Below are 21,633 nucleotides of genomic sequence, written 5' to 3'. Positions count from 1 at the left end.
ATACAATGAAACGCAAAAGCCTGAAACTTGCCCTATTGGGCACAACGCTTATGGCCACTTCGGCCTTGGCCGAGGACGTGACGCTGACCATCGAAAGCTGGCGCAACGACGACCTGACGCTGTGGCAGGAAAAGATCATCCCGGCATTCGAAGCCGCCAATCCGGGCATCAAGGTGAACTTCACGCCCTCTGCCCCTGCGGAATACAACGCGGTTCTGAACGCAAAACTGGAAGCTGGCTCTGCGGGCGATCTCATTACCTGCCGCCCCTTCGACACGTCGCTTTTGCTGTTTGAAAACGGAAACCTGGCGGATCTGAGCGATCTGGGTGCGATGGACAACTTTTCGGATGTGGCGAAATCCGCATGGCAGAACGATGACGGCTCCGCCACGTTCTGCGTGCCGATGGCATCGGTGATCCACGGGTTCATCTACAACAAAGACGCTTTTGCCGAGTTGGGTGTCGACGTTCCCACGACGGAAGACGAGTTCTTTGCCGCTTTGGACAAGTTCAAGGAAGACGGCACCTATATTCCGATGGCGATGGGGACCAACGACCAGTGGGAAGCCGCCACGATGGGCTACCAGAATATCGGCCCCAACTACTGGAAGGGCGAAGAAGGCCGTCTGGCGCTGATATCGGGCGAGCAGTCCTTGACCGATCCGCAGTGGGTCGAGCCGTATGAGACCATTGCGCGCTGGAAAGACTATCTGGGCGACGGGTTTGAGGCACAGACCTACCCCGACAGCCAGAACATCTTTACCCTTGGACGCGCCGCGATTTATCCGGCCGGTTCGTGGGAGATTTCGGGCTTCAACGCACAGGCCGATTTCGAAATGGGCGCGTTCAAGCCCCCGGTCCGTAATGCGGGCGACGGATGCTACATCTCTGACCACACGGACATTGCGATGGGTCTGAACGCAGCGTCGGAGAATGCCGAAGCAGCGCGCACCTTCCTTGACTGGATGGGCACGTCGGAATTCGCCACGATCTATGCCAACGCTCTGCCGGGCTTCTTCTCACTGTCGAGCCACGACATCGCGATGGAAGATCCGCTGGCGCAGGAATTTGTAAGCTGGCGGAATGACTGCGGCTCGACAATCCGGTCTACCTATCAGATCCTGTCGCGCGGCACGCCGAACCTTGAGAACGAAACCTGGAACGCTGCGGCTCAGGTCGTCAAAGGCGCGGAAAGCCCCGCCGATGCAGGCGCACGGCTGCAAGAGGGTCTGGCCTCGTGGTACGCACCGCATCAGTAAGCTGACACATACCCGGGCGGAACTGTTCGCCCGGGTACACCCTTTACTCCTTTGAAAGCTGATCCATGAACCGCCCCCGCTTCCGCTGGCATATCGTTGTATTTCTGGCACCTGCCGTGCTGGTTTATACGGCAGTGATGATCTTCCCGCTGTTCAACACGCTGCGTCTGGCACTGTATACAGAGATTGATCAAAGCCGCGTGTTCGTTGGATTGCAGAACTTTCAAACCCTGTTTTTCGATCCGATCTGGTCCGAGCAGTTCTGGAACGCCTTAGGCAACAATTTCTGGTTCTTCCTGATCCATATGCTGGTGCAAAACCCCATCGGGATCGCATTGGCGGCGCTGCTCAGCCATCCACGCCTGCGGTTCTCGGCGCTGTACCGGTCGGCAATTTTCATCCCGACGATCCTGAGCTTTGTGATCGTTGGCTTTGCGTGGAAGCTGATCCTGTCTCCCATCTGGGGCATCGCACCTTCGATGTTGGATGCCGTGGGCCTGAAATCCCTGTTCGCACCGTGGTTGGGGAAAGAGGAATACGCCCTGACCACACTGGCGCTGATCTCGGTCTGGCAATTTGTGGGCATCCCGATGATGCTGATCTATGCTGCCCTGCTGACCATCCCCGAAGAAATCCTTGAGGCCGGAGAGATTGACGGCATCACCGGGGCCTCGGCCTTTTGGAAAATCAAGCTGCCGCTGATCCTGCCGTCGATCGGCATCATCTCGATCCTGACTTTCGTGGGGAACTTCAACGCGTTCGATCTGATCTATGCCGCGCAGGGCGCGCTGGCGGGGCCGGATTTCTCGACCGATATTCTGGGTACCTTCATGTACCGCACCTTCTTTGGCTTCCAGTTGCAACTGGGCGATCCGCATATGGGGTCGGCCATCGCCGGGGCCATGTTCGCGATCATCCTTGTGGGCGTCTGTATTTACCTCTTCGGCATCCAGACCCGGATGCGCCGATACCAGATGTGAGGGGGCTGAAATGAACAAAGCACGCCATAACCCGATCAACACCGCCGCAATGCACGGGGCGCTGATCCTCTATACGCTGATCGCCCTGTTCCCGGTCTTTGTGATCCTGATCAACAGCTTCAAATCCCGCCGCGCGATCTTTCGGGAACCACTTGCGCTGCCGAATGCCGACAGTTTTTCGATGATCGGGTATGAGACAGTGATGAAGCAGGGGGATTTCTTCCTCTATTTCCAGAATTCGATGATCGTCACCGTGGCGTCGCTGTTCTTTATTCTGCTGTTCGGCGCGATGGCGGCTTATGCGCTGTCGGAATACCAATTCAAGGGCAATTTGGTGATGGGGCTGTATCTGGCGCTGGGGATCATGATCCCGATCCGCATCGGCACCGTGGCAATCCTTGAGATGATGGTGGCGACCGGGTTGGTGAACACGTTGTGGGCGCTGATACTGGTCTACACGGCACAAGGGTTACCGCTGGCGGTGTTCATCCTGTCCGAGTTCATGCGACAGGTCAGTGATGATCTGAAAAACGCAGGGCGCATCGACGGGCTGTCGGAATACACGATCTTTTTCCGGCTGGTGCTGCCTTTGGTCCGGCCCGCGATGGCGACCGTGGCTGTGTTCAACATGATCCCGATCTGGAATGATCTGTGGTTCCCGCTGATCCTTGCCCCGGCCGAAGAGACCAAGACGCTCACACTGGGCAGTCAGGTCTTCATCGGCCAGTTCGTTACGGACTGGAACGCGGTTCTATCGGCGCTGTCCATGGCGATCCTGCCGGTACTGATCCTCTATGTCATTTTCTCGCGCCAATTGATCCGCGGCATCACTTCAGGAGCTGTCAAATGACCAAAGTTCTGATCGCTGGCCTTGGGAATATGGGCCTGAGCCACGCGCTGGCCCAACATAACCACCCCAATGCACAGATCGTCGGGCTGGTGAATCGGTCGGGCCATGTAGACCACCCCGAACTGGGCCACTACTCCGCTTATTCGGATTTCCAGACCGCGCTGGCCGAGACCAAACCCGATCTGGTGGTCGTCGCCACCTATTCCGACAGCCACGCCGATTTCGCCTGCGCCGCGATGGAGGCAGGCGCGCATGTCTTTGTAGAAAAACCGCTGGCCACCAATGTCGCCGATGCGCGGCGCGTGGTGGAAACCGCCACACGGCTGAACCGAAAGCTGGTCGTGGGCTATATCCTCCGCCATCACCCCTCGTGGATGCGCTTGATTGCCGAAGCACGCGATTTGGGCGGGCCTTACGTGTTCCGCCTGAACCTGAACCAGCAATCCTCGGGTGCGGAGTGGGAGACGCATAAGGCGCTGATGCAGACCACCTCGCCCATCGTGGATTGCGGTGTGCATTATGTGGATGTGATGTGCCAGATCACTGATGCACAGCCGGTCCGTGTGCATGGCATGGGCCTGCGCCTGTCTGATGAGATCGCCGAGGACATGTATAACTACGGCCAGTTTCAGGTGATCTTCGACGACGGATCGGTCGGCTGGTACGAGGCCGGATGGGGCCCGATGATGTCCGAGACTGCGTTTTTCGTAAAAGACATTGTCTCGCCCAACGGCTCGGTCTCGATCACCGACGGCAACAAGGGCGCTTCAGCGGATATCGACGGGCACACCAAGGTTGGTGGCCTGCTGATCCACACGCCGGGCGGCGACCGTACCGTCGACATGCCGAATGAGCCCGGCCACCAGGAACTGTGTGACGCCGAACAAGCCTTTATGCTGCGCGCCATCGCTGACGATATCGACCTGACGCGCCATATGAATGACGCCGTCCAATCCCTTGCCATTTGTCTGGCTGCCGATGAAAGCATCCGCACCGGCCAGCCCGTTTCGCTCAAGGAGCCCACGACATGACCGCTCTGACCCTGACTAATGTGAACAAGTCCTTTGGCGAGGTTCATGTCCTGAAAGACATTTCGCTTGAGGTGGAGGAAGGTGAGTTCGTCGTCTTCGTCGGCCCCTCGGGCTGCGGCAAGTCCACCCTGCTGCGCGTGATCGCAGGGTTGGAAGATGCGTCCTCGGGCGAGATCAATATCGACGGGCAAACGGTCAATCTGGTGCCGCCGTCGAAACGCGGGATCGCGATGGTTTTTCAAAGCTATGCGCTCTACCCCCATCTGAACGTGCGTGGGAACATGACGCTGGCTTTGAAACAAGAGAAGCAATCCAAAGCGGTGATTGAGGAACGTGTCGCCACGGCCAGCCGGATGCTGAACCTTGAGGAATATCTGGATCGCTACCCCTCGGAACTGTCCGGCGGTCAAAGGCAGCGCGTCGCCATCGGGCGCGCTATTGTGCGCGAGCCGAAACTGTTCCTGTTCGATGAACCGCTGTCCAATCTGGACGCCGCCCTACGGATGAACACCCGGATCGAGATCGCAAACCTGCACCGCGCGCTTGATGCTTCGATGATCTATGTCACCCACGACCAGACCGAGGCGATGACGCTGGCCGACAAGATCGTCGTGCTGCGTGACGGGCGGGTTGAGCAGATCGGCACTCCGATGGACTTGTACAACAACCCCGCCAACCAGTTCGTCGCCGGGTTCCTTGGGTCGCCGTCAATGAATTTCTTGCCCGAGGGGATGTTGGGCGAAGGTCAAAACACCATCGGCATTCGGCCTGAAGACCTATTTCTGTCGGATGACGGCCCGCTGAAAGCGCGCGTCAGCCATGTCGAAAAGCTGGGCGGCGATACAAACGTTATCGCCAAGGTCAACGACCATTCCGTCACCGCCCGCTTGTTCGGCCAGCACGCGATCAGCGAAGGCGAGGAACTGCGATTCGCTTATACCGCCGACAAAGCTTATCGGTTTGACACCAATGGGCAGCGTTTGCGTTAGGCGCGCCCATTAACACCCCAAAACCTGAAGCGCCTGAACAAGCACCAAAGCTGCAAATTGCGGCGCTTTGGTTGGAATTACGGTGTGGTGGAACATATATATCTGGCAATGTCGGCCTGACAGAAGACCGGACAGACACATTTGCAGGACCGTTATTCCACTGTCACAATGGGGCACTAAGTCCGTTTCATTGCTATCCATTTACAGCCAGGAGCCACCCCATGAAAGACGCTGATCGCATGTCTCTCTCTGCAGACGATTGGGACGAACTGCACTTTCCCCGCCCCGAGGAAAACGAATTTGACCGCGCCGTCGAAAGCGCCATTTCTCGCCGAGGGTTTCTGGGTGGCGTTCTGGCGTTCGGCTCGGGCGCGGCGGCGATGGGCGCCGGTCTAATGGGGTCGACATCGGCGCAGGCGGTCGAGGCCTCGCGCTTTGCCTTCACCCCTATTCCCGCGCAAACCGACGGGACCGTACATGTGCCCGAAGGGTATGACTGGAAGGTGCTGATGCGCTGGGGCGACCCGCTGTTTTCGGACGCGGATGGCTATGACATCGCCGACGGTGGCCCGGTTGAAAAATCCGACCGTATCTTTGGCGAAAACACAGACGGGATGGAGAGCTTTTCATATCAGGGTCACGAACTGATCGCGATCAACCATGAGTTCCCAAATAACGGCATCAACCTTCCCTCTGCGCAAGAAGGTGTTCCCGCCAACGCAGGCGACGTTCTGAAAATGCAGAACATTCAGGGCGTTACGGTGATGGAGGTCAAGGAGGCTGCTGACGGATGGTCTGTGGTAAAGGACAGCCCGTTCAATCGCCGCATCCACCACAATACGCCTATGAAAATCGTGGGTCCCGCTGCTGGTCACGACCTGTTGAAAACCAAGGCTGACCCTACTGGCACGACGTCGCTGGGCACCATGAACAATTGTGGTGCAGGCAAAACGCCTTGGGGCACCTACCTGACCTGCGAAGAGAATTTTAACGGCTATTTCGGATCGTCCGATGAAACCGCCGTTTACGATAAACCGGTCGCGGACGGATATGCGCGCTATGGCGTCAAAGCCAAAAGCTGGAACGGCTACGAACTGTTTGACCCGCGTTTCGACACGTCGAAAAACCCGAATGAACCCCACCGCGTAGGCTGGATCGTGGAAATCGACCCGACCAAACCCGACAGCACACCTGTCAAGCATACCGGTCTGGGCCGCTTCAAGCACGAAAACGCCGAGGTAACTCTGGCCGCGGATGGTCGTGTGGTCGTCTACATGGGCGACGATGAGCGGGGCGAGTACTTGTACAAGTTCGTCTCGAACGGCACCTATCAGCCGGGCGGCGAGACCGAGAGCCTGCTGAACGACGGCACCTTATACGCAGCCAAGTTCGACGACGACCTGTCGGGCGAATGGCTGCCTTTGACGCCCGAAACAACAGACATGGACGCCGCAGAGATTTCGATCTTCACGCGTCTCGCGGCCTCGAAAGTGGGTGCCACGACCATGGACCGCCCCGAATGGGTTGCCTCCAGCCCGGTTGCGGTCGAGGCATATTGCTGCCTGACCAACAACAAAAACCGAGGCATCAAGCCAAACGCAGGCGGCGACGATACCCCGGTCAATGGACCCAACCCGCGTGAGGCTAACAAATACGGCCAGATCGTGCGCTGGCGCCCAAGCAACGACGACCACGCAGCAGATACGTTCGAATGGGATCTCTACGTCATGGCCGGCAACCCAACCGTGCATACGGATGCTTATGCCGGGTCGCCCAATGTCAATGAAGGCAACCTGTTCAATTCGCCGGATGGCATGGTCATCGACACAACCGGACTGATCTGGATTCAGACAGACGGCAATGACAACAACGCCGAGGACTTTGCCGGAAACGGGAACAACCAGATGCTGGTTGGTGATCCGATCACCGGAGAGATCGCGCGCTTTATGACGGGTCCGAATGGGTGCGAAGTCACTGGGCTCGCGTGGTCAACCGACCTGCGGACAATGTTCGTCGGAATTCAACACCCCGGCAGCAATTGGCCCGATGGCGGAACGCCACGGTCTTCGATCATCGCTATCAAGCGGAATGACAACGGCTTGGTCGGCTAATACATCTTTTGGTGGTGCCCTCTTCCGAATACGGGTGAGGGCGCTGTCAGATATCCTCGCCCGGCAAAGCCAACGGCCCGCCCGGAGCCATCAGGTGACGCTCTGACAGCCATGGGTTCAACTCCAATGCCTGCTGCAGAGCTTCTCGCGCTTCGTCCGTTCGCTGAAGACCCATCAACGTCAACGCACGGCCACTTATCGCGGCGACGTGGTTCGGTGACAGCTCAATAGCCCGGTCCAGGTCGGGCAATGCCGCCTGAAAATCCTGCCTCAGATAATGGGCAAAGGCACGCTGGTTATATCCCTCGGCGTAGGACGGGCAGTACTCGATCAGCTTGTCGAAATCCTCGATCGCGCCCAACAAATCCCATGCATTCCGACGCGTCATACCCCGGTCCAGAACGGCCTGAGCCGTTTCGTCCGGTGCATCCGTCCAGAACTCCCACAATTGATTGGACAGCGCGCGGGCGGCCTGTTCGTTTTCGGCCTGTTGTATCTGCGAGATCAACCCGGTCACTCCAGCAGAATGATCCGGTGCCATGGGGCAATCATCGGCAAAGGCAGCACCCGAGGTTGCGGCAACAAAGGCAGAGGCAAGGAAAAGCTGTTTCATACAGCAATGGTGACGCTTGCACGGCTTTCGTCAACCCAGCCTTCAGAACGCGCCCGAGACGCCGGTTTCCTTCACCGCCTCCATCGCAACAAAGGTCGACGTGCTGGCCACATGGGGTAACGACGAAATTTTCTCGGCCAGAACGGCCCGATACTCGGACATCGAACCGGTGCGAATTTTCAGAAGATAGTCGAAATTCGATGCAATCATATGGGCTTGCTCAATCTCGGCCACTTTGCGCACCGCCGCATTGAACTCGGCCAATGCCTTTTCGCGAGTATCTGTCAGACGCACCTCGACAAAGGCCACGTGGTCCAGACCAAGGCGGATCGGGTCAAGCAAGGCGCGATATCCGGTGATGATGCCATCGGCCTCAAGTCTCTTCACACGTGCTTGAGTGGGCGATTTCGACAACCCAATCCGCCGCGCAAGGTCAGCGATGGGGATGCGCCCATCCTCAGACAGAATCGTCAGAATTGACTGATCGAACCGATCAAGACCGGGAAAGTCTTTTTGCACTGTATTCTCCCAAAACTTCAGTCCATTCGCCTTAGTTTGGAAAGAAATAAGGCAATCCTCCTGTGAAATCGACCCTATATTTATCAAAAGCCCCGGAGGATACATGTCACACAGCCTGCGCGCCCATATCGACGGTCAGACCTATGCCGATCAGTCAGCCATACTGGCCCACCTGATTGCACAGTCTGATCTGACCCAAGCCGATCGTCAGTCCATATGCGCCTCTGCCGCTCAGTTGGTGCGCGATATTCGTTCCAGCACGTCGCCCGGCATGATGGAGGTATTTCTGGCCGAATACGGCCTGTCCACTGACGAAGGCGTGGCCTTGATGTGCCTGGCCGAAGCACTGTTGCGTGTCCCCGATGCCGACACGATCGACGCGCTGATCGAGGATAAGATTGCGCCATCCGATTGGGGTAAACATCTGGGGCAGTCCTCGTCCTCGCTGGTCAATGCCTCAACCTGGGCCTTGATGTTGACGGGCAAGGTTCTGGATGAAGGCAAATTGTCTCCGGTCGGTGCCCTGCGCGGCGCAATCAAGCGATTGGGTGAGCCGGTGATCCGCACGGCCGTAGGCCGGGCCATGAAAGAAATGGGCCGTCAGTTCGTACTGGGCGAAACCATCCAAGCCGCAATGGACCGCGCCAAGGGGATGGAAGCCAAGGGCTATACCTATTCCTACGACATGCTGGGCGAGGCCGCCCGGACCGAGGCCGATGCTGCCCGCTATCACCTGTCCTATTCGCGCGCGATTGCGGCCATTGCCGATGCTTGCACCCATGACGACATACGCGCCAATCCGGGAATTTCGGTGAAGCTGTCGGCGCTGCACCCGCGTTATGAACTGGCGCAGGAACAGCGCGTGATGGATGAGCTTGTGCCCCGCCTGCGTGCGCTCTGCCTGCTGGCCAAGGCCGCCGGGATGGGCCTGAACGTAGATGCCGAAGAAGCCGACCGCCTGTCCCTGTCGCTGCAGGTCATAGAAGAGGTCATGTCCGAGCCCGCCCTGACCGGATGGAACGGGTTCGGGGTCGTGGTTCAGGCATATGGCCCACGCGCCGGGATCGTCTTGGACACACTTTATGACATGGCCCAACGCCACGATCGCAAGTTGATGGTCCGGTTGGTCAAAGGGGCCTATTGGGATACCGAGATCAAGCGTGCGCAGGTCGAAGGCGTCGATGGCTTCCCTGTCTTCACCCGCAAGGCGGCGACCGATATTTCCTACATCGCCAATGCGCGCAAATTGCTGGGTATGACCGACCGGATCTATCCGCAATTCGCCACCCACAACGCGCATACCGTCAGCGCGATCCTGAATATGGCCAAGGATCAACCCTATGAATTCCAGCGCCTGCACGGGATGGGCGAAACGCTGCACGGGTTGGTCAAAGATCAGAACTCTACCCGCTGCCGTATCTACGCTCCGGTCGGTGCGCATCGCGACCTGTTGGCGTATCTGGTGCGCCGACTGTTGGAGAACGGTGCGAATTCATCTTTCGTGAATCAGATTGTGGATGAGACTGTGCCGCCGGAAGAAGTCGCCGCCGACCCGTTCAACGATATCCGCGAACCGGCACGGCCACTGCCCACCGGACCTGAACTGTTTCAGCCCGAGCGCCCGAACTCGAGCGGGTTTGACTTGCAACACACGCCCACACTGGATCGGATCGACGCCGCCCGCGACTGGTTCCGAGCACATCACTGGTACGCGCGGCCACTTTTGTCCGGGGATGCCACGCCCGAGGACGACCAGCCTGTCATCAATCCGGCCCAACCTCAGGACCGGCCCGGCGCTGTCGCCCCAGCAAGCGCCGAGGACGTCGAACTGGCGCTGGCCTCTGCGGCGCCATGGCAATCGCCAGCGACCGAGCGGTCCCGCATCCTGAACGCCGCTGCCGATCTGTACGAAGACCATTACGGCGAGCTTTTTGCGCTGTTGTCCCGGGAGGCTGGGAAATCGCTTCCGGATGCAGTTGCTGAACTGCGCGAAGCCGTTGATTTCCTGCGGTACTATGCTGCGAATATTCCTGATCTTGCGCCTGCTGGAACCTTCACATGCATCAGCCCGTGGAACTTTCCGCTGGCCATTTTCACCGGTCAGATTGCGGCGGCGCTTGCCACTGGTAACGCTGTACTGGCCAAACCCGCCCCGCAAACACCCCTGATCGCGCATCGCGCCGTGCAGTTGATGCATGAAGCAGGTGTGCCACTGGATGTTCTGCAGTTGCTGCCGGGTGGCCCTACGGTGGGTGCGGCACTGACCTCGGATGCGCGGGTTTCGGGCGTGGCTTTTACAGGCTCGACCGCGACAGCGCTGAAAATCCGCGAGGCAATGGCAGAAAACCTGCGGCCCGGCACCCCGTTGATCGCGGAAACCGGCGGACTGAATGCCATGATAGTGGACAGCACTGCCCTGCCAGAACAAGCCGTGCAATCCATCATCGAAAGCGCGTTTCAATCGGCGGGTCAGCGTTGCTCGGCCCTTCGGTGCCTTTATGTGCAAGAGGACATTGCGGACGACCTGCTGACGATGCTGAAGGGCGCGATGGAGGCCCTGCAGGTTGGCGACCCATGGTTGATTTCAACCGATTGCGGCCCTGTTATCGACAACGATGCACGGCAGGTCATCACGGATCACGTTGCAACGGCCCGTCGGGACGGGCGCATCCTAAAAGAGATGCCAACGCCGCCCGACGGCACATTCGTCGCACCGACGCTTATTGAAATCCCCGGCATTGCCGCGCTCGAACGAGAAATTTTCGGCCCGGTTCTGCATGTCGTTCGGTTCAAGGCGTCCGAGATTGATCAGGTGATCGCTGACATCAATGCCACGGGGTACGGCCTGACCTTTGGCTTGCACACGCGCATTGACGACCGTGTTCAGCACATCACCGAAGCCGTTCACGCAGGCAATATCTATGTGAACCGTAACCAGATTGGAGCGATTGTCGGATCGCAACCTTTTGGTGGTGAAGGGCTTTCCGGGACTGGCCCCAAGGCCGGTGGCCCAAACTACATGACCCGTTTCCGCGCACCCGACCGCCAGAACAGCGCCGGGACGTGGGATGCAACAATGGGCGGCATGCCTGCCCCGGACGGCGAACCGGCATCAGTTCAAACCCGTTCCCTGCCCGGCCCCACCGGAGAATCCAACCGCCTCAGCGAGTTCCCCCGCCCGCCTCTATTGTGTATGGGGCCGGGTGAGGCTGCAGTTCAGGCACAAGCGGTGGCCGTGCAGGAATTGGGCGGTTCAGCAATCCGCGCCACAGGTACGATCGATCTGCATCGGCTTGAAAATGCGACAGGTATCTCCGGCGTTTTGTGGTGGGGTGATGAAGCCACGGCCCGAGACATTGAACGGCATCTGGCCCGCCGCACTGGTCCGATCCTGCCCCTGATCCCTGGCTTGCCAGACAAGGCCCGAGTACAGGCCGAGCGCCACGTCTGCGTCGACACAACCGCCGCAGGGGGTAACGCGGCGTTGCTGGGTGGCGCGGCCTAAACAGACCTTGACGCTGGGCTAAGGAAAGCCCAGCGTCGCGCCATGTTTCCGATCCGCGATCATAACCCTTCGGGGCGCACTCCGTTCGTCGTTTACCTGCTAATGGCGGCGAATATTCTGATCTTTATCAGCTATGCAGGCGCCATGGACGACGCGCGACTAATCAACCAGATTTACTATGATTACGCCGTTATTCCGGCTCGGATCACTGACGGATTTGCGTTCGATACTTTGGTGACATCAATGTTCCTGCACGGGGGCTGGATGCACCTGATCGGCAACATGCTGTTTCTGTGGATCTTTGGCGACAACCTCGAAGATGAGATGGGCCACCTACCCTTCCTTCTGTTCTATCTGGCCGCCGGGATCGGCGCTGGCCTGATTCACGTCCTGACAGCCCCCGGCTCATTGGTTCCCACAATCGGTGCATCGGGCGCGATTGCCGGAGTGATGGGCGGCTATTTGCTGCTGTTCCCCAAGGCGCAGGTCGATATCCTGTTGATCCTGATCGTTTATATTCGCGTTTTCACCATTCCGGCTTTTGTCATGCTTGGGGTCTGGCTTGGCATGCAGTTTCTGGGCAGCCTCTCCAGCAACCCGGACGAAGGGGGGATTGCATATTGGGCGCATACAGGCGGTTTCTTCGTCGGTTTGGTGCTGAGTATTCCCTTGTGGTTGCGGCGCGGTGGCATCAGATACTGGAACCGGACACACGGCCATCCACCCCACCCAGAGCAGACCTACAAGTTCTCGCAATCACGCATTCCCCGCATTCCGCGCAGGTAGACGCCCGCCGCTTAGTTCAGTGATTTCCCGGGCAGCGGCCATAACCAACCCGCCCAAGTCCGGCGCGCGGTCCGCTTTGAATCGCACAGTCGGGCCGGACACGGATATCCCGGCACAGGGCTCGGCACGGTCATTGAATATCGCCGCGCCAATGCAGGACATGCCTTCATAGCGCTCTTCCCGATCATGCGACCAGCCCCGCTTTCGCGTCAGCGCCAAGTCCGACTGCAACTTTGACCCGGGCAGCAAGGTACTCTCGGTAAAGGCAACCGTTTCCCCCAAGCCTAGCGCTTTGGTCAACCCGGCCTCGCCCAGTTCGGCCAGGATCGCCTTGCCAGTTCCCGATGCATACATCGGGGTCCGGGCCCCCGGCGGAAAAAACGCCCGGATGGGGTTCCCGGTTTCGACCTGCCCAACAAACACAACCTCGAACCCATCGGGAACCGCAAGATTGGCTGTCTCACCGCTGTCCTGCATCAAGCGCCGCAGGATGGGTCGTCCGATCTCGATCACGCTGTTTCTACGCAGGAAAGACGCGCCGGTTCTGTATGCCTCGATGCCAATCACCCACTCCTGACGCTCTTCGTCAAAGCTGACGAAGCCGTGTTTTTGCAACGTGACCAGAATACGGTGCGTAGTGGCTGTGGGGACCCCGATCTCTCTGGCCAGATCACTCAGCGCGGCCCGCTCCATGCGCGCAACCGTGGTCATAACGCCCAACGCGCGATCCAAAGACTGCATGGTCCCGGCCGAGCTTTCCTTGAACATGGATTTCGGTCGACCTCGTGGTCTTTTTTGCGGCTCTTGTCCCAATTTCCCTTCCTCCTTTGCCCGATATTTTTTGTCGCGGCTGAAATTCGCCTTCAAAATGAAAAACGGAAATCTTCACGAATTTCGTCGGTTACAAATTTTTTGACAAAAATGAAAATATTTTTCAAGAAAATTGCATGGCGCCGCATAATCCCGGAAAATGTCCTCCAAAGCGGAGGAATAGAAGATGTCCAACCAAAACCCGGTCTTCATACCAGGGCCGACAAATATCCCCGACCGGCTGCGGCTGGCCATGCAGGTTCAAACGCGAGACCACCGCGCACCGGATTTTGTCGACACGTTCGCCCCTGTTCTCGAAGAGACAAAGCGTGTCTTCAGCACTCAAACCGGTCAGATCGTGACATTCCCTGCCTCGGGCACCGGCGGGTGGGAAGCGGCGATCACCAATACCCTCAGCCCCGGAGACAAGGTTCTGGTGGCCCGTTGTGGCGTTTTCAGCCATCGCTGGATCGACCTGTGCCAACGGCACGGGTTGGACGTGCAGATTATTGATTGCCCTTGGGGGACAGGTGCACCAGCAGACCTGTTTCAAGCAGCCCTTGCCAAGGACACGTCGCACGACATCCGCGCCGTTCTGGTGACCCATAACGAAACCGCCACCGGCGTGCTTTCGGATATCGGTGCTGTGCGTCAAGCCATGGACTCCGCAAACCATCCCGCGATGCTGTTTGTGGATTGCGTAAGCTCGCTGGCCTCTGTGCCATTTCAGTTTGACACATGGGGCGTCGATATCGCCGTGTCGGGGTCGCAAAAAGGATTCATGCTGGCGACCGGGATGGCGATCCTGTGTGTCAGCGAAAAGGCGCAAGAGGCGATGGCGTCCGCCAAGCTGTCCCGCACCTTTTTTGATTTCCGCGACATGATGGCTGCGAATACATCGGGCGGGTTTCCCTATACCCCGCCGCTGCAACTGATCTACGGGATGCGCGAAAGCCTTAAGATGCTGTTTGAGGAAGGTTTGGACAACGTCTATGCCCGCCACCACCGGCTGGCCGAAGGGGTTCGCCGTGCCACCGACGCGTGGGGCTTGAAGCTGGTTGCACAGTCGCCCGACCTTTATTCCGATACGGTCAGCGCAATCTATGTCCCCGATGGGTTCGACAGCAACGCCCTGACAGATCACGCGTTCAACGCATATGGCGTGTCCTTCGGGATCGGCCTTGGGCAACTGAACGGCAAGGCGTTTCGCATCGGTCATCTGGGCAGCCTGACGGACGTGATGGTCCTGTCTGGCCTCAGCACGATCGAAATGGCGATGGCGGACCTGAATTACCCGATCTCACTGGGCAGCGGGGTCGCGGCCGCGCAGGAATTCTATCGTTCCGGCTCGTCCGGCAACGCAATGGCGGCAGCCTGAGGAGATTGATCATGCTGGATCACACCCCCGCCGCGAAGCTGACAATCGACGACATGCGAGCGGCGCATGAACGGATCAAACCATATATCCGCCGAACCCCGGTCATGGTGTCCGACTACCTGAATGACCTGACAGGCGCCGATCTGTTTTTCAAGTGCGAGAACTTTCAAGAGGCCGGCGCCTTCAAGGTTCGCGGAGCAAGCAACGCCGTGTTTGGCCTAAGCGATGAGATGTCGGCAAAGGGTGTCTGCACCCATTCCAGCGGCAACCACGCGCTTTCGCTGTCGTATGCGGCCGGGCGGCGGGGCATTCCCTGCCACGTGGTCATGCCGCGCACGGCACCACAGGCCAAGAAAGATGCGGTCCGGCGCTTTGGCGGAACGATTACCGAGTGCGAGCCGTCGACCACCTCGCGCGAAGCGACGTTTGCCGAAGTGCAGGCCAAAACGGGCGGCGAATTCGTCCACCCCTATAACGACCCCCGCGTGATCGCTGGGCAGGCGACATGTTCGGCAGAACTGCTGGAACAAACCGACGGTGTGGATGCGGTCATTGCGCCGATTGGCGGCGGCGGTATGGTGTCCGGAACCTGTTTAACAGTGTCAAACCTGGCTCCCGGTACAGCGATCTATGCCGCGGAGCCGGAACAGGCGGATGACGCTTATCGTTCGTTCAAGGCGGGTCGCATTATCGCGGACGACGCGCCCAAAACGGTTGCCGACGGTCTGCTGGTGCCGCTCAAGGAAAACACGTGGCACTTTGTGTCCAACCACGTGACCGACATCTTCACCGCCTCGGAGGATGAGATCATCGAGGCGATGAAACTAACGTGGAAATACTTGCGCGTGGTGATGGAGCCGTCCTCGGCTGTGCCTTTGGCAACCATTCTCAAAAATCCGGACGTGTTTCGCGGAAAACGCGTCGGCGTAATCATCACCGGCGGCAACGTGGATTTGGACAAGCTGCCCTGGCTCAAAGGGTAAGGAGGAATAACATGAACAAACCTGTGAAATTTGACGACCTCGAAGTCGGCTTCGACATCCCCGCCTCAATCGGTATGGACGAAAAAGACATTCAAACACCGTGCCTGATACTCGATCTGGACGCGCTGGAGCGGAATATCAGGAAGATGGGCGACTATGCCAAGGCACATGGCATGCGCCACCGCGTACACGGCAAGATGCACAAGTCCGTTGATGTCGCCAAACTTCAGGAAAAGCTGGGCGGCGCGGTGGGTGTCTGCTGTCAGAAAGTCTCGGAAGCAGAAGTTTTTGCGCGCGGCGGCATCAAGGATATCCTTGTATCAAATCAGGTGCGTGACCCGGCCAAGATCGACCGCCTGGCGCGACTGCCCAAGACCGGAGCGCGCACCATCGTCTGTGTGGACGACGTCAATAACGTCGCGGACCTGTCCGCTGCGGCAGTCAGCAACGGCACCGAATTAGAGGTTCTGGTCGAAATCGACTGCGGCGCGGGGCGGTGCGGCGTGACCACAACTCCGGCTGTAATCGAGATCGCCGAGGCGGTCGTGGCAGCCCCAAACCTGAAATTCACAGGCATTCAGGCGTATCAGGGCGCAATGCAGCATCTCGACACGTACGAGGCCCGAAAAGAGAAACTGGATGCTGCAATCGCGATGGTAGAAGACGCAGTTGACGGGTTGAAGGCCGCAGGAATCGACTGCGAGCTGGTCTCGGGCGGCGGCACCGGGTCGTATTATTTCGAAAGCAATTCAGGTGTTTACAACGAGCTACAATGCGGCTCCTACGCCTTCATGGATGCCGACTATGGCCGTATTCTGGACAAGGATGGCAAGCGGATCGACCAGGGTGAGTGGGAAAATGCGTTGTTTATCCTAACAAGCGTCATGAGCCACGCCAAAGCAGATAAGGCGATCTGTGATGCAGGTCTAAAGGCGCAGTCCGTCGATAGCGGCTTGCCGTTCATCTTTGGGCGCGATGATGTCGAATACCTCAAATGCTCGGATGAACACGGCGTGATCGGTGATCCCGGCAATGTTCTCAAGGTCAACGACAAGCTGCGTCTGGTTCCCGGTCATTGTGACCCAACCTGCAACGTCCATGACTGGTATGTGGGTGTGCGGGGCGGCAAGGTTGAAACGCTCTGGCCTGTTTCGGCCCGTGGAAAGGCGTTCTGAGCAATGAGGGATATCATGACTTCTCAAGACGGGCTGCTGATCGTAGGCGAAGATCTTTGCAAGCAACTGGTCGGCCGCCAGCAAGCCTTTGACGCGGTTCAGTCGGTCTTTGGCGCAATGGCCAACGGCGGGGCGTGGAATTTTCCTGTTGTGCGCGAGGCGCTGGGTTACGCGGACGCATTGTACGGCTTCAAGTCAGGGTTCGACAGGGAAGGACAGGTGCTGGGTGTAAAGTCGGGCGGATATTGGCCCGACAATGCCGAAAAAAATCTGACCAACCACCAATCCACCGTCTTTCTGTTCGATCCTGACACCGGGCAGCTCTCTGCGCTTGTCGGGGGCAATTACCTGACGGCGGTGCGCACGGCGGCCTCGTCAGCGGTCTCGATTGCACATCTGGCGCGGCAAGATTCGAAGGTTCTGGGGATGGTTGGTGCAGGTCATCAGTCCGCCTTTCAACTGCGTGCGGCAGCCGAACAGCGCGCGTTCGAAAAGGTCGTCGCCTGGAACCCCCACCCGGACATGCTGCCGCGTCTGGCTGCCGTGGCCGAGGAAATCGGGTTGGAATTCGAGGCCGTCAGCCAGCAGGAACTGGGCGCGCAGGCGGATGTGATCATCACGATCACCTCAGCCTTTGAACCGCTATTGATGAATGACTGGATCAAACCCGGCACGCACCTTGCCTGCATGGGCACCGACACGAAAGGCAAGCAAGAGGTCGACCCCGCGCTTTTGGTCGCAGCAACCGTCTTCACAGACGAGGTCGCCCAATCCGTTACGATCGGCGAAGCCCAGCACGCTGTAAACTCGGGGGCGCTGAAGCAGGATCAGATCACACCAATTGGTGCCGTGATCAACGGGGATCACCCCGGCCGGACCAGCGAAGACGAAATCACCCTGTTCGACGGAACCGGGGTCGGTTTGCAGGATTTGGCAGTTGCGTCGGTCGCCGCGCGATTGGCGGATGAGGCAGGCTTGGCGCAGCGCGCGGCCCTATGAAACGAAAAAGCGCGCCTCGTTCGGGGCGCGCAACTTCGATCGTGGCGATCAGGTCTTAGCCCCGGATCACCTTTGCAAACTGGTCAAAAATCGGTTCGTTCGAACAGATCACCTCGCCATCTTCCAAGACACTGCCTTCGGGGTTTAGGGCCTGCACAAAGCCACCGGCCTCTTTCACGATGATGATCCCGGCCGCCACGTCCCATGCGTGCAGGCGGCGTTCCCAGAACCCTTCGTACCGACCTGCGGCCACGTATGCCAAGTCAAGCGCAGCCGAGCCCCAGCGGCGCACACCGGCGCAGGTCGGCATCAAACGCGCCAGATCCTGCAGCGTTGCTGGCAAGTCCGAACGGCCACCAAAGGGCAGGCCCGTCGAAAAGATAGACTCGATCATACGATGACGACTTGAGACGCGAATGCGGGTGTCATTCATCCACGCACCTTCACCTTTTTCGGCAAAGAACATCTCGTCCTTGGCCGGGTCGTAGATCACGCCAGCGACGATCTTGCCCTTATGTTCCAACGCGATTGAAATCGCCCAGTGCGGCAGGCCGTGCAGGAAATTCGTTGTCCCATCCAGCGGGTCCACGATCCAGCGGCGGGTGGGATCTTCGCCGGGGATTTCGCCGCCCTCTTCGGCCAGCCAACCATAGGTCGGGCGCGCGCCCAGCAGTTCCTCTTTCAGGATCGCCTCTGCGGCGATATCCGCCTTTGAGACAAAATCGCCTGCGCCTTTCATCGACACCTGAAGGTTCTCGACTTCGCGAAAATCTTTGACCAAAGACCGCCCCGCCTTGCGCGCGGCTTTAATCATGATGTTGAGGTTTGCACTGCCAACCATTGTCCAAAGGCTCCTGTTCGGTCAAACCGCGCGTATACTGATGCAAAGCGCCCTTGCCAAGAGGAATGATACGCATAGCAGACCCGCGATTTGCGCCTATTGCTGTTGCAGCTTGCGGGCCTCGGTTCCGGCCAGTTGAATCAACTCCTGCACATAGGGCTTTTCAAGGTCTTCCGTGCGAACCGCTGCGTACAAACTGCGCGTAATCCCATCCTTGGTCAGTGGGCGTGTCACATAGTCGGAATTGTACTTTACCTCGCGCACGACCCAGTCGGGCAACACCGAAATCCCACGGTTCGAGGCAACCAAAAGCAGGATGACCGCCGTCAGTTCCACCTGCCGGATCGCGGCCGGTTCCACCCGCGCAGGGATCAGCAACTGGCTGAACACATCTAGTCGCGTGCGCTCGACAGGATAAGTGATCAAGGTCTGCCCCCGGAAATCTTCGGCTTCGATATAGTCCTTTTGCGCCAAGGGATGCACCGACGCGGCGACAAATACGGCGTCATAGTCGAAAAGCTCGATGAACTCGACACCCGGCAGGTCTTCGGGGTCGGACGACACGACAAGATCGACCTCTTCTTTTTGCAGCGCTGGCAAAGCGTCGAACGCAAGACCTGGTTTGATATCTACATCGACATCCCCCCACGACTTGCGGAAGGTTTCCAGCACGGGAAACAACCACTCGAAACAGGCGTGGCACTCGATAGCGATATGCATCCGACCGGTACGACCATCACGCAGGGACGAGAATTCGTGCTGGGTCGCTTCGACCTGCGGCAGGATTTGCTCGGCCAACCGCAACAGGCGCAGACCAGCCGCCGATAATTTCATCGGCTTGGACCGACGTAGGAAAAGTTCAACACCCGCCTGATCTTCCAGCCCCTTGATCTGATGACTCAGCGCAGACTGCGTGATGTTCAACTGGTCCGCAGCGCGGGCAAGCCCACCACATTCATGGATCGCCTTGATTGTGCGCAGGTGCCGGAATTCGATGTGCATTTCAGATTCACTCATGTTGTTCTTGAACAATATGAGTTTGTCTCACATAGCAGAAACTGGCACAAGACCCGGGACCGCAGCAAATGAGGCCAAGATGACCAAGCCAGAAATTTCGTTCGAGTTCTTCCCGCCGCAATCGCTGGAAGCCTCTTTTCGGTTGTGGGACACTGTTCAGACATTGGCCCCACTTGATCCTCGATTTGTGTCTGTCACCTACGGTGCAGGCGGAACCACGCGGGAACTGACCCGCGATGCGGTGGCAACTTTGCACAAATCTTCTGGCCTGCCTGTCGCGGCCCACCTGACCTGTGTGGATGCTACGCGCGAGGAAACATTGGCCATTGCCGACAGTTTTGCCAAGTCAGGCGTCCAGGATATCGTCGCGTTGCGCGGTGACCCACCAAAAGGTCAGGACAGTTTTGTTCCGCACCCTGACGGCTTTCAGAACTCGGTCGAACTGATTGCGGCGCTGGCTGAAACAGGCAAGTTCAACATTCGCGTCGGCGCCTACCCCGATATCCACCCCGAGGCGCAAAATGCGCGCACAGACGTAGACTGGCTCAAGGCCAAATTGGACGCCGGTGCCGACGAAGCCCTGACGCAGTTCTTCTTTGAGGCCGAAACCTTCTTCCGCTTTCGCGACGACTGCGCCAAAGCGGGGATCGACAAGCCCATCGTGCCGGGAATTCTGCCGATCGAAAACTGGAAAGGGGCGCGCAACTTTGCCCGCCGCTGTGGAACGCGCATCCCGGCATGGGTTGAACAGGCGTTTGACAAGGCCGTTCGCGACGACCGCGAAGACCTGCTGGCCACGGCCCTATGCACCGAGCTGTGTTCCGACCTGATCGAAGGCGGTGTCGACAAGCTGCATTTCTATACGCTGAACCGCCCGGAACTTACCCGTGATGTCTGTTTTGCATTGGGCATCACACCCAAAACCGAGCTTCAGAACGTCGCCTGATCCAAAGGTCCGAACACACGATATTGTCGAGCCAAACCCGGGGGACAATCCATTCGCAAACACCCCTATTGTTCCCCCTTCATATTCAATTTTTTGCCTTATTTGACAAAAATTCACCCGTCCTGACACTGGTTCTCGTAGTTGTTTAACGAGTGATTTGTTATGGAACCTGTTGATAAAATCAGGGCGCGTGCTGAGGCACTTCATGCCCTTGGATTGAACCAGCAAGCTGGTTCTGCGGACATCAGGAACGCGTGGCGACAGATCGCGTTTCACGCACATCCCGATTGTTCCTCGTCTGATGCGGCAGACTTCACACGCGCCAAGGAAGCTTACGATCTTTTGCGCGAAGAAGGGTTGGCTGGGAAAGCTGCTGATGCCGGAAAACCAAAGCGTCCCAGGTTGCGCAAACGCGTAATCACGCTGGAAGATGCGGATATCAATGCCTGTCGTTCATTGCTCGACAAAGCGCTTGCGCATGTTTCGGAAGAACAGGAAGCCAATCAGACCGAGGCGACGGTCGATTTGCGGGCCGACTCGGATCATATCCCCGAGGCTGTCGGCTGCTATGGCCGCAACCTGACGTATTTCGTGCCATCTCCGGTTTGTGAAGGTGCAAACCGTATCGCGCTTCCTACGTCGATTTTGGCTGGGACTCGCCGCACCGAGACTGAGGTCCTCAGTTTTCAGTGCAAAGAGGCCGGTGCTGGCGAGGTGGTTGTCCCCGAGACAATCCTGAACCGCAAGTTCCCCGGCGCAAAAAGCGTCCGCATCCGGTTCGAGGCGGATCAGAAAACTCAGGATGAGTTTTGGCTGGCCAGTTGACTTCGACACAAAAAAA

19 protein-coding genes are annotated in these 21,633 nt (G+C 58.3%); 14 read left to right on the top strand and 5 right to left on the bottom strand.

Going from position 1 to position 21,633, the window contains the following annotated elements:
- Positions 1 to 5: 5 nt before the first annotated feature.
- From GOV88_RS04290 to GOV88_RS04265, 6 genes are all read left to right on the top strand, one after another.
- Positions 6 to 1,259: an ABC transporter substrate-binding protein gene (locus GOV88_RS04290; protein ID WP_171120389.1), complete on the top strand. Its 1,254-nt coding sequence runs from the start codon at positions 6 to 8 to the stop codon at positions 1,257 to 1,259.
- Between the two features lie 65 nt (positions 1,260 to 1,324).
- On the top strand, positions 1,325 to 2,239 hold the full coding sequence (locus tag GOV88_RS04285; protein WP_171120388.1) for a carbohydrate ABC transporter permease: 915 nt from the start codon (positions 1,325 to 1,327) through the stop codon (positions 2,237 to 2,239).
- 10 nt (positions 2,240 to 2,249) lie between these two features.
- Positions 2,250 to 3,089 carry a carbohydrate ABC transporter permease gene (locus GOV88_RS04280; RefSeq protein ID WP_170384640.1) on the top strand — a complete coding sequence of 280 codons (840 nt, stop codon included), beginning with the start codon at positions 2,250 to 2,252 and terminating at the stop codon, positions 3,087 to 3,089.
- Complete coding sequence (locus GOV88_RS04275) at positions 3,086 to 4,120, top strand: Gfo/Idh/MocA family protein (protein WP_171239641.1); 1,035 nt, start codon at positions 3,086 to 3,088, stop codon at positions 4,118 to 4,120. The genes GOV88_RS04280 and GOV88_RS04275 overlap by 4 nt, the downstream gene beginning before the upstream one ends.
- Positions 4,117 to 5,109, top strand: a complete 993-nt coding sequence (locus GOV88_RS04270) for an ABC transporter ATP-binding protein (protein WP_171239640.1) — start codon at positions 4,117 to 4,119, stop codon at positions 5,107 to 5,109. The genes GOV88_RS04275 and GOV88_RS04270 overlap by 4 nt, the downstream gene beginning before the upstream one ends.
- 221 nt (positions 5,110 to 5,330) lie before the next feature.
- Positions 5,331 to 7,220, top strand: a complete 1,890-nt coding sequence (locus GOV88_RS04265; RefSeq protein ID WP_171239639.1) for a PhoX family phosphatase — start codon at positions 5,331 to 5,333, stop codon at positions 7,218 to 7,220.
- 46 nt (positions 7,221 to 7,266) lie between these two features.
- Here GOV88_RS04265 and GOV88_RS04260 read toward each other — a convergent pair whose 3' ends face one another.
- Both GOV88_RS04260 and GOV88_RS04255 read right to left on the bottom strand, forming a co-directional pair.
- Positions 7,267 to 7,833 carry a tetratricopeptide repeat protein gene (locus GOV88_RS04260; protein WP_171120376.1) on the bottom strand — a complete coding sequence of 189 codons (567 nt, stop codon included), beginning with the start codon at positions 7,831 to 7,833 and terminating at the stop codon, positions 7,267 to 7,269.
- Between the two features lie 42 nt (positions 7,834 to 7,875).
- The gene (locus GOV88_RS04255) at positions 7,876 to 8,352 is read right to left on the bottom strand and encodes an Lrp/AsnC ligand binding domain-containing protein (protein WP_170411303.1); all 477 of its coding nucleotides are present in this window, start codon (positions 8,350 to 8,352) and stop codon (positions 7,876 to 7,878) included.
- 103 nt (positions 8,353 to 8,455) lie between these two features.
- On the opposite strand from GOV88_RS04255, the gene putA reads away from it, so the two are divergent.
- On the top strand, positions 8,456 to 11,857 hold the full coding sequence (gene putA, locus GOV88_RS04250; RefSeq protein WP_171239638.1) for a bifunctional proline dehydrogenase/L-glutamate gamma-semialdehyde dehydrogenase PutA: 3,402 nt from the start codon (positions 8,456 to 8,458) through the stop codon (positions 11,855 to 11,857).
- Between the two features lie 42 nt (positions 11,858 to 11,899).
- The gene (locus GOV88_RS04245) at positions 11,900 to 12,643 is read left to right on the top strand and encodes a rhomboid family intramembrane serine protease (RefSeq protein WP_171239637.1); all 744 of its coding nucleotides are present in this window, start codon (positions 11,900 to 11,902) and stop codon (positions 12,641 to 12,643) included.
- On the opposite strand, the gene GOV88_RS04240 is transcribed toward GOV88_RS04245, so the two are convergent.
- The gene (locus GOV88_RS04240; RefSeq protein WP_171239636.1) at positions 12,614 to 13,411 is read right to left on the bottom strand and encodes an IclR family transcriptional regulator; all 798 of its coding nucleotides are present in this window, start codon (positions 13,409 to 13,411) and stop codon (positions 12,614 to 12,616) included. The genes GOV88_RS04245 and GOV88_RS04240 overlap by 30 nt on opposite strands.
- Before the next feature lie 229 nt (positions 13,412 to 13,640).
- On the opposite strand from GOV88_RS04240, the gene bhcA reads away from it, so the two are divergent.
- From bhcA to bhcD, 4 genes are read left to right on the top strand one after another with little or no spacing between them, the layout of a single operon-like run.
- Positions 13,641 to 14,831, top strand: a complete 1,191-nt coding sequence (bhcA, locus tag GOV88_RS04235; protein ID WP_171239635.1) for an L-aspartate--glyoxylate aminotransferase BhcA — start codon at positions 13,641 to 13,643, stop codon at positions 14,829 to 14,831.
- 11 nt (positions 14,832 to 14,842) lie between these two features.
- Complete coding sequence (gene bhcB, locus GOV88_RS04230) at positions 14,843 to 15,814, top strand: beta-hydroxyaspartate dehydratase BhcB (RefSeq protein ID WP_171122306.1); 972 nt, start codon at positions 14,843 to 14,845, stop codon at positions 15,812 to 15,814.
- 11 nt (positions 15,815 to 15,825) lie between these two features.
- Positions 15,826 to 16,989 carry a 3-hydroxy-D-aspartate aldolase BhcC gene (bhcC, locus tag GOV88_RS04225; protein WP_171239634.1) on the top strand — a complete coding sequence of 388 codons (1,164 nt, stop codon included), beginning with the start codon at positions 15,826 to 15,828 and terminating at the stop codon, positions 16,987 to 16,989.
- Between the two features lie 15 nt (positions 16,990 to 17,004).
- Positions 17,005 to 17,988 carry an iminosuccinate reductase BhcD gene (gene bhcD / locus GOV88_RS04220; RefSeq protein WP_217358910.1) on the top strand — a complete coding sequence of 328 codons (984 nt, stop codon included), beginning with the start codon at positions 17,005 to 17,007 and terminating at the stop codon, positions 17,986 to 17,988.
- Between the two features lie 55 nt (positions 17,989 to 18,043).
- Here bhcD and GOV88_RS04215 read toward each other — a convergent pair whose 3' ends face one another.
- Both GOV88_RS04215 and GOV88_RS04210 read right to left on the bottom strand, forming a co-directional pair.
- Positions 18,044 to 18,829 carry an inositol monophosphatase family protein gene (locus tag GOV88_RS04215; RefSeq protein WP_171120360.1) on the bottom strand — a complete coding sequence of 262 codons (786 nt, stop codon included), beginning with the start codon at positions 18,827 to 18,829 and terminating at the stop codon, positions 18,044 to 18,046.
- A gap of 96 nt (positions 18,830 to 18,925) precedes the next feature.
- A complete protein-coding gene (locus tag GOV88_RS04210; RefSeq protein ID WP_171121671.1) occupies positions 18,926 to 19,831 on the bottom strand; it encodes a LysR family transcriptional regulator in 906 nt (301 codons plus the stop codon).
- Positions 19,832 to 19,925: 94 nt separating this feature from the next.
- Here GOV88_RS04210 and metF point away from each other — a divergent pair, with 94 nt between their 5' ends.
- Together metF and GOV88_RS04200 are read left to right on the top strand one after the other, a co-directional pair.
- A complete protein-coding gene (metF, locus tag GOV88_RS04205) occupies positions 19,926 to 20,792 on the top strand; it encodes a methylenetetrahydrofolate reductase [NAD(P)H] (protein ID WP_171120358.1) in 867 nt (288 codons plus the stop codon).
- A gap of 162 nt (positions 20,793 to 20,954) precedes the next feature.
- On the top strand, positions 20,955 to 21,617 hold the full coding sequence (locus tag GOV88_RS04200) for a J domain-containing protein (RefSeq protein WP_171239632.1): 663 nt from the start codon (positions 20,955 to 20,957) through the stop codon (positions 21,615 to 21,617).
- Positions 21,618 to 21,633: the final 16 nt, after the last annotated feature.

Origin of the sequence: Ruegeria sp. HKCCA5491 (genome assembly GCF_013034565.1) — a bacterium.
Classification (GTDB): Bacteria; Pseudomonadota; Alphaproteobacteria; order Rhodobacterales; family Rhodobacteraceae; genus Ruegeria.
Note: the sequence above shows the minus strand (reverse complement) of the source record. Positions and strands in the feature narration are given on the sequence as shown.

Excerpts from the sequence above, each read along its gene's own strand:
- GOV88_RS04215 (WP_171120360.1), bottom strand. The coding sequence starts at position 18,829 with ATGGTTGGCAGTGCAAACCTCAACATCATGATTAAAGCCGCGCGCAAG.
- GOV88_RS04290 (WP_171120389.1), top strand. The coding sequence starts at position 6 with ATGAAACGCAAAAGCCTGAAACTTGCCCTATTGGGCACAACGCTTATG.
- bhcB (WP_171122306.1), top strand. The coding sequence starts at position 14,843 with ATGCTGGATCACACCCCCGCCGCGAAGCTGACAATCGACGACATGCGA.
- GOV88_RS04280 (WP_170384640.1), top strand. The coding sequence starts at position 2,250 with ATGAACAAAGCACGCCATAACCCGATCAACACCGCCGCAATGCACGGG.
- GOV88_RS04275 (WP_171239641.1), top strand. The coding sequence starts at position 3,086 with ATGACCAAAGTTCTGATCGCTGGCCTTGGGAATATGGGCCTGAGCCAC.
- GOV88_RS04270 (WP_171239640.1), top strand. The coding sequence starts at position 4,117 with ATGACCGCTCTGACCCTGACTAATGTGAACAAGTCCTTTGGCGAGGTT.
- GOV88_RS04210 (WP_171121671.1), bottom strand. The coding sequence starts at position 19,831 with ATGCACATCGAATTCCGGCACCTGCGCACAATCAAGGCGATCCATGAA.
- GOV88_RS04285 (WP_171120388.1), top strand. The coding sequence starts at position 1,325 with ATGAACCGCCCCCGCTTCCGCTGGCATATCGTTGTATTTCTGGCACCT.
- bhcD (WP_217358910.1), top strand. The coding sequence starts at position 17,005 with ATGACTTCTCAAGACGGGCTGCTGATCGTAGGCGAAGATCTTTGCAAG.
- putA (WP_171239638.1), top strand. The coding sequence starts at position 8,456 with ATGTCACACAGCCTGCGCGCCCATATCGACGGTCAGACCTATGCCGAT.
- metF (WP_171120358.1), top strand. The coding sequence starts at position 19,926 with ATGACCAAGCCAGAAATTTCGTTCGAGTTCTTCCCGCCGCAATCGCTG.
- GOV88_RS04245 (WP_171239637.1), top strand. The coding sequence starts at position 11,900 with ATGTTTCCGATCCGCGATCATAACCCTTCGGGGCGCACTCCGTTCGTC.
- GOV88_RS04200 (WP_171239632.1), top strand. The coding sequence starts at position 20,955 with ATGGAACCTGTTGATAAAATCAGGGCGCGTGCTGAGGCACTTCATGCC.
- GOV88_RS04265 (WP_171239639.1), top strand. The coding sequence starts at position 5,331 with ATGAAAGACGCTGATCGCATGTCTCTCTCTGCAGACGATTGGGACGAA.
- GOV88_RS04260 (WP_171120376.1), bottom strand. The coding sequence starts at position 7,833 with ATGAAACAGCTTTTCCTTGCCTCTGCCTTTGTTGCCGCAACCTCGGGT.
- bhcC (WP_171239634.1), top strand. The coding sequence starts at position 15,826 with ATGAACAAACCTGTGAAATTTGACGACCTCGAAGTCGGCTTCGACATC.
- bhcA (WP_171239635.1), top strand. The coding sequence starts at position 13,641 with ATGTCCAACCAAAACCCGGTCTTCATACCAGGGCCGACAAATATCCCC.
- GOV88_RS04240 (WP_171239636.1), bottom strand. The coding sequence starts at position 13,411 with ATGTTCAAGGAAAGCTCGGCCGGGACCATGCAGTCTTTGGATCGCGCG.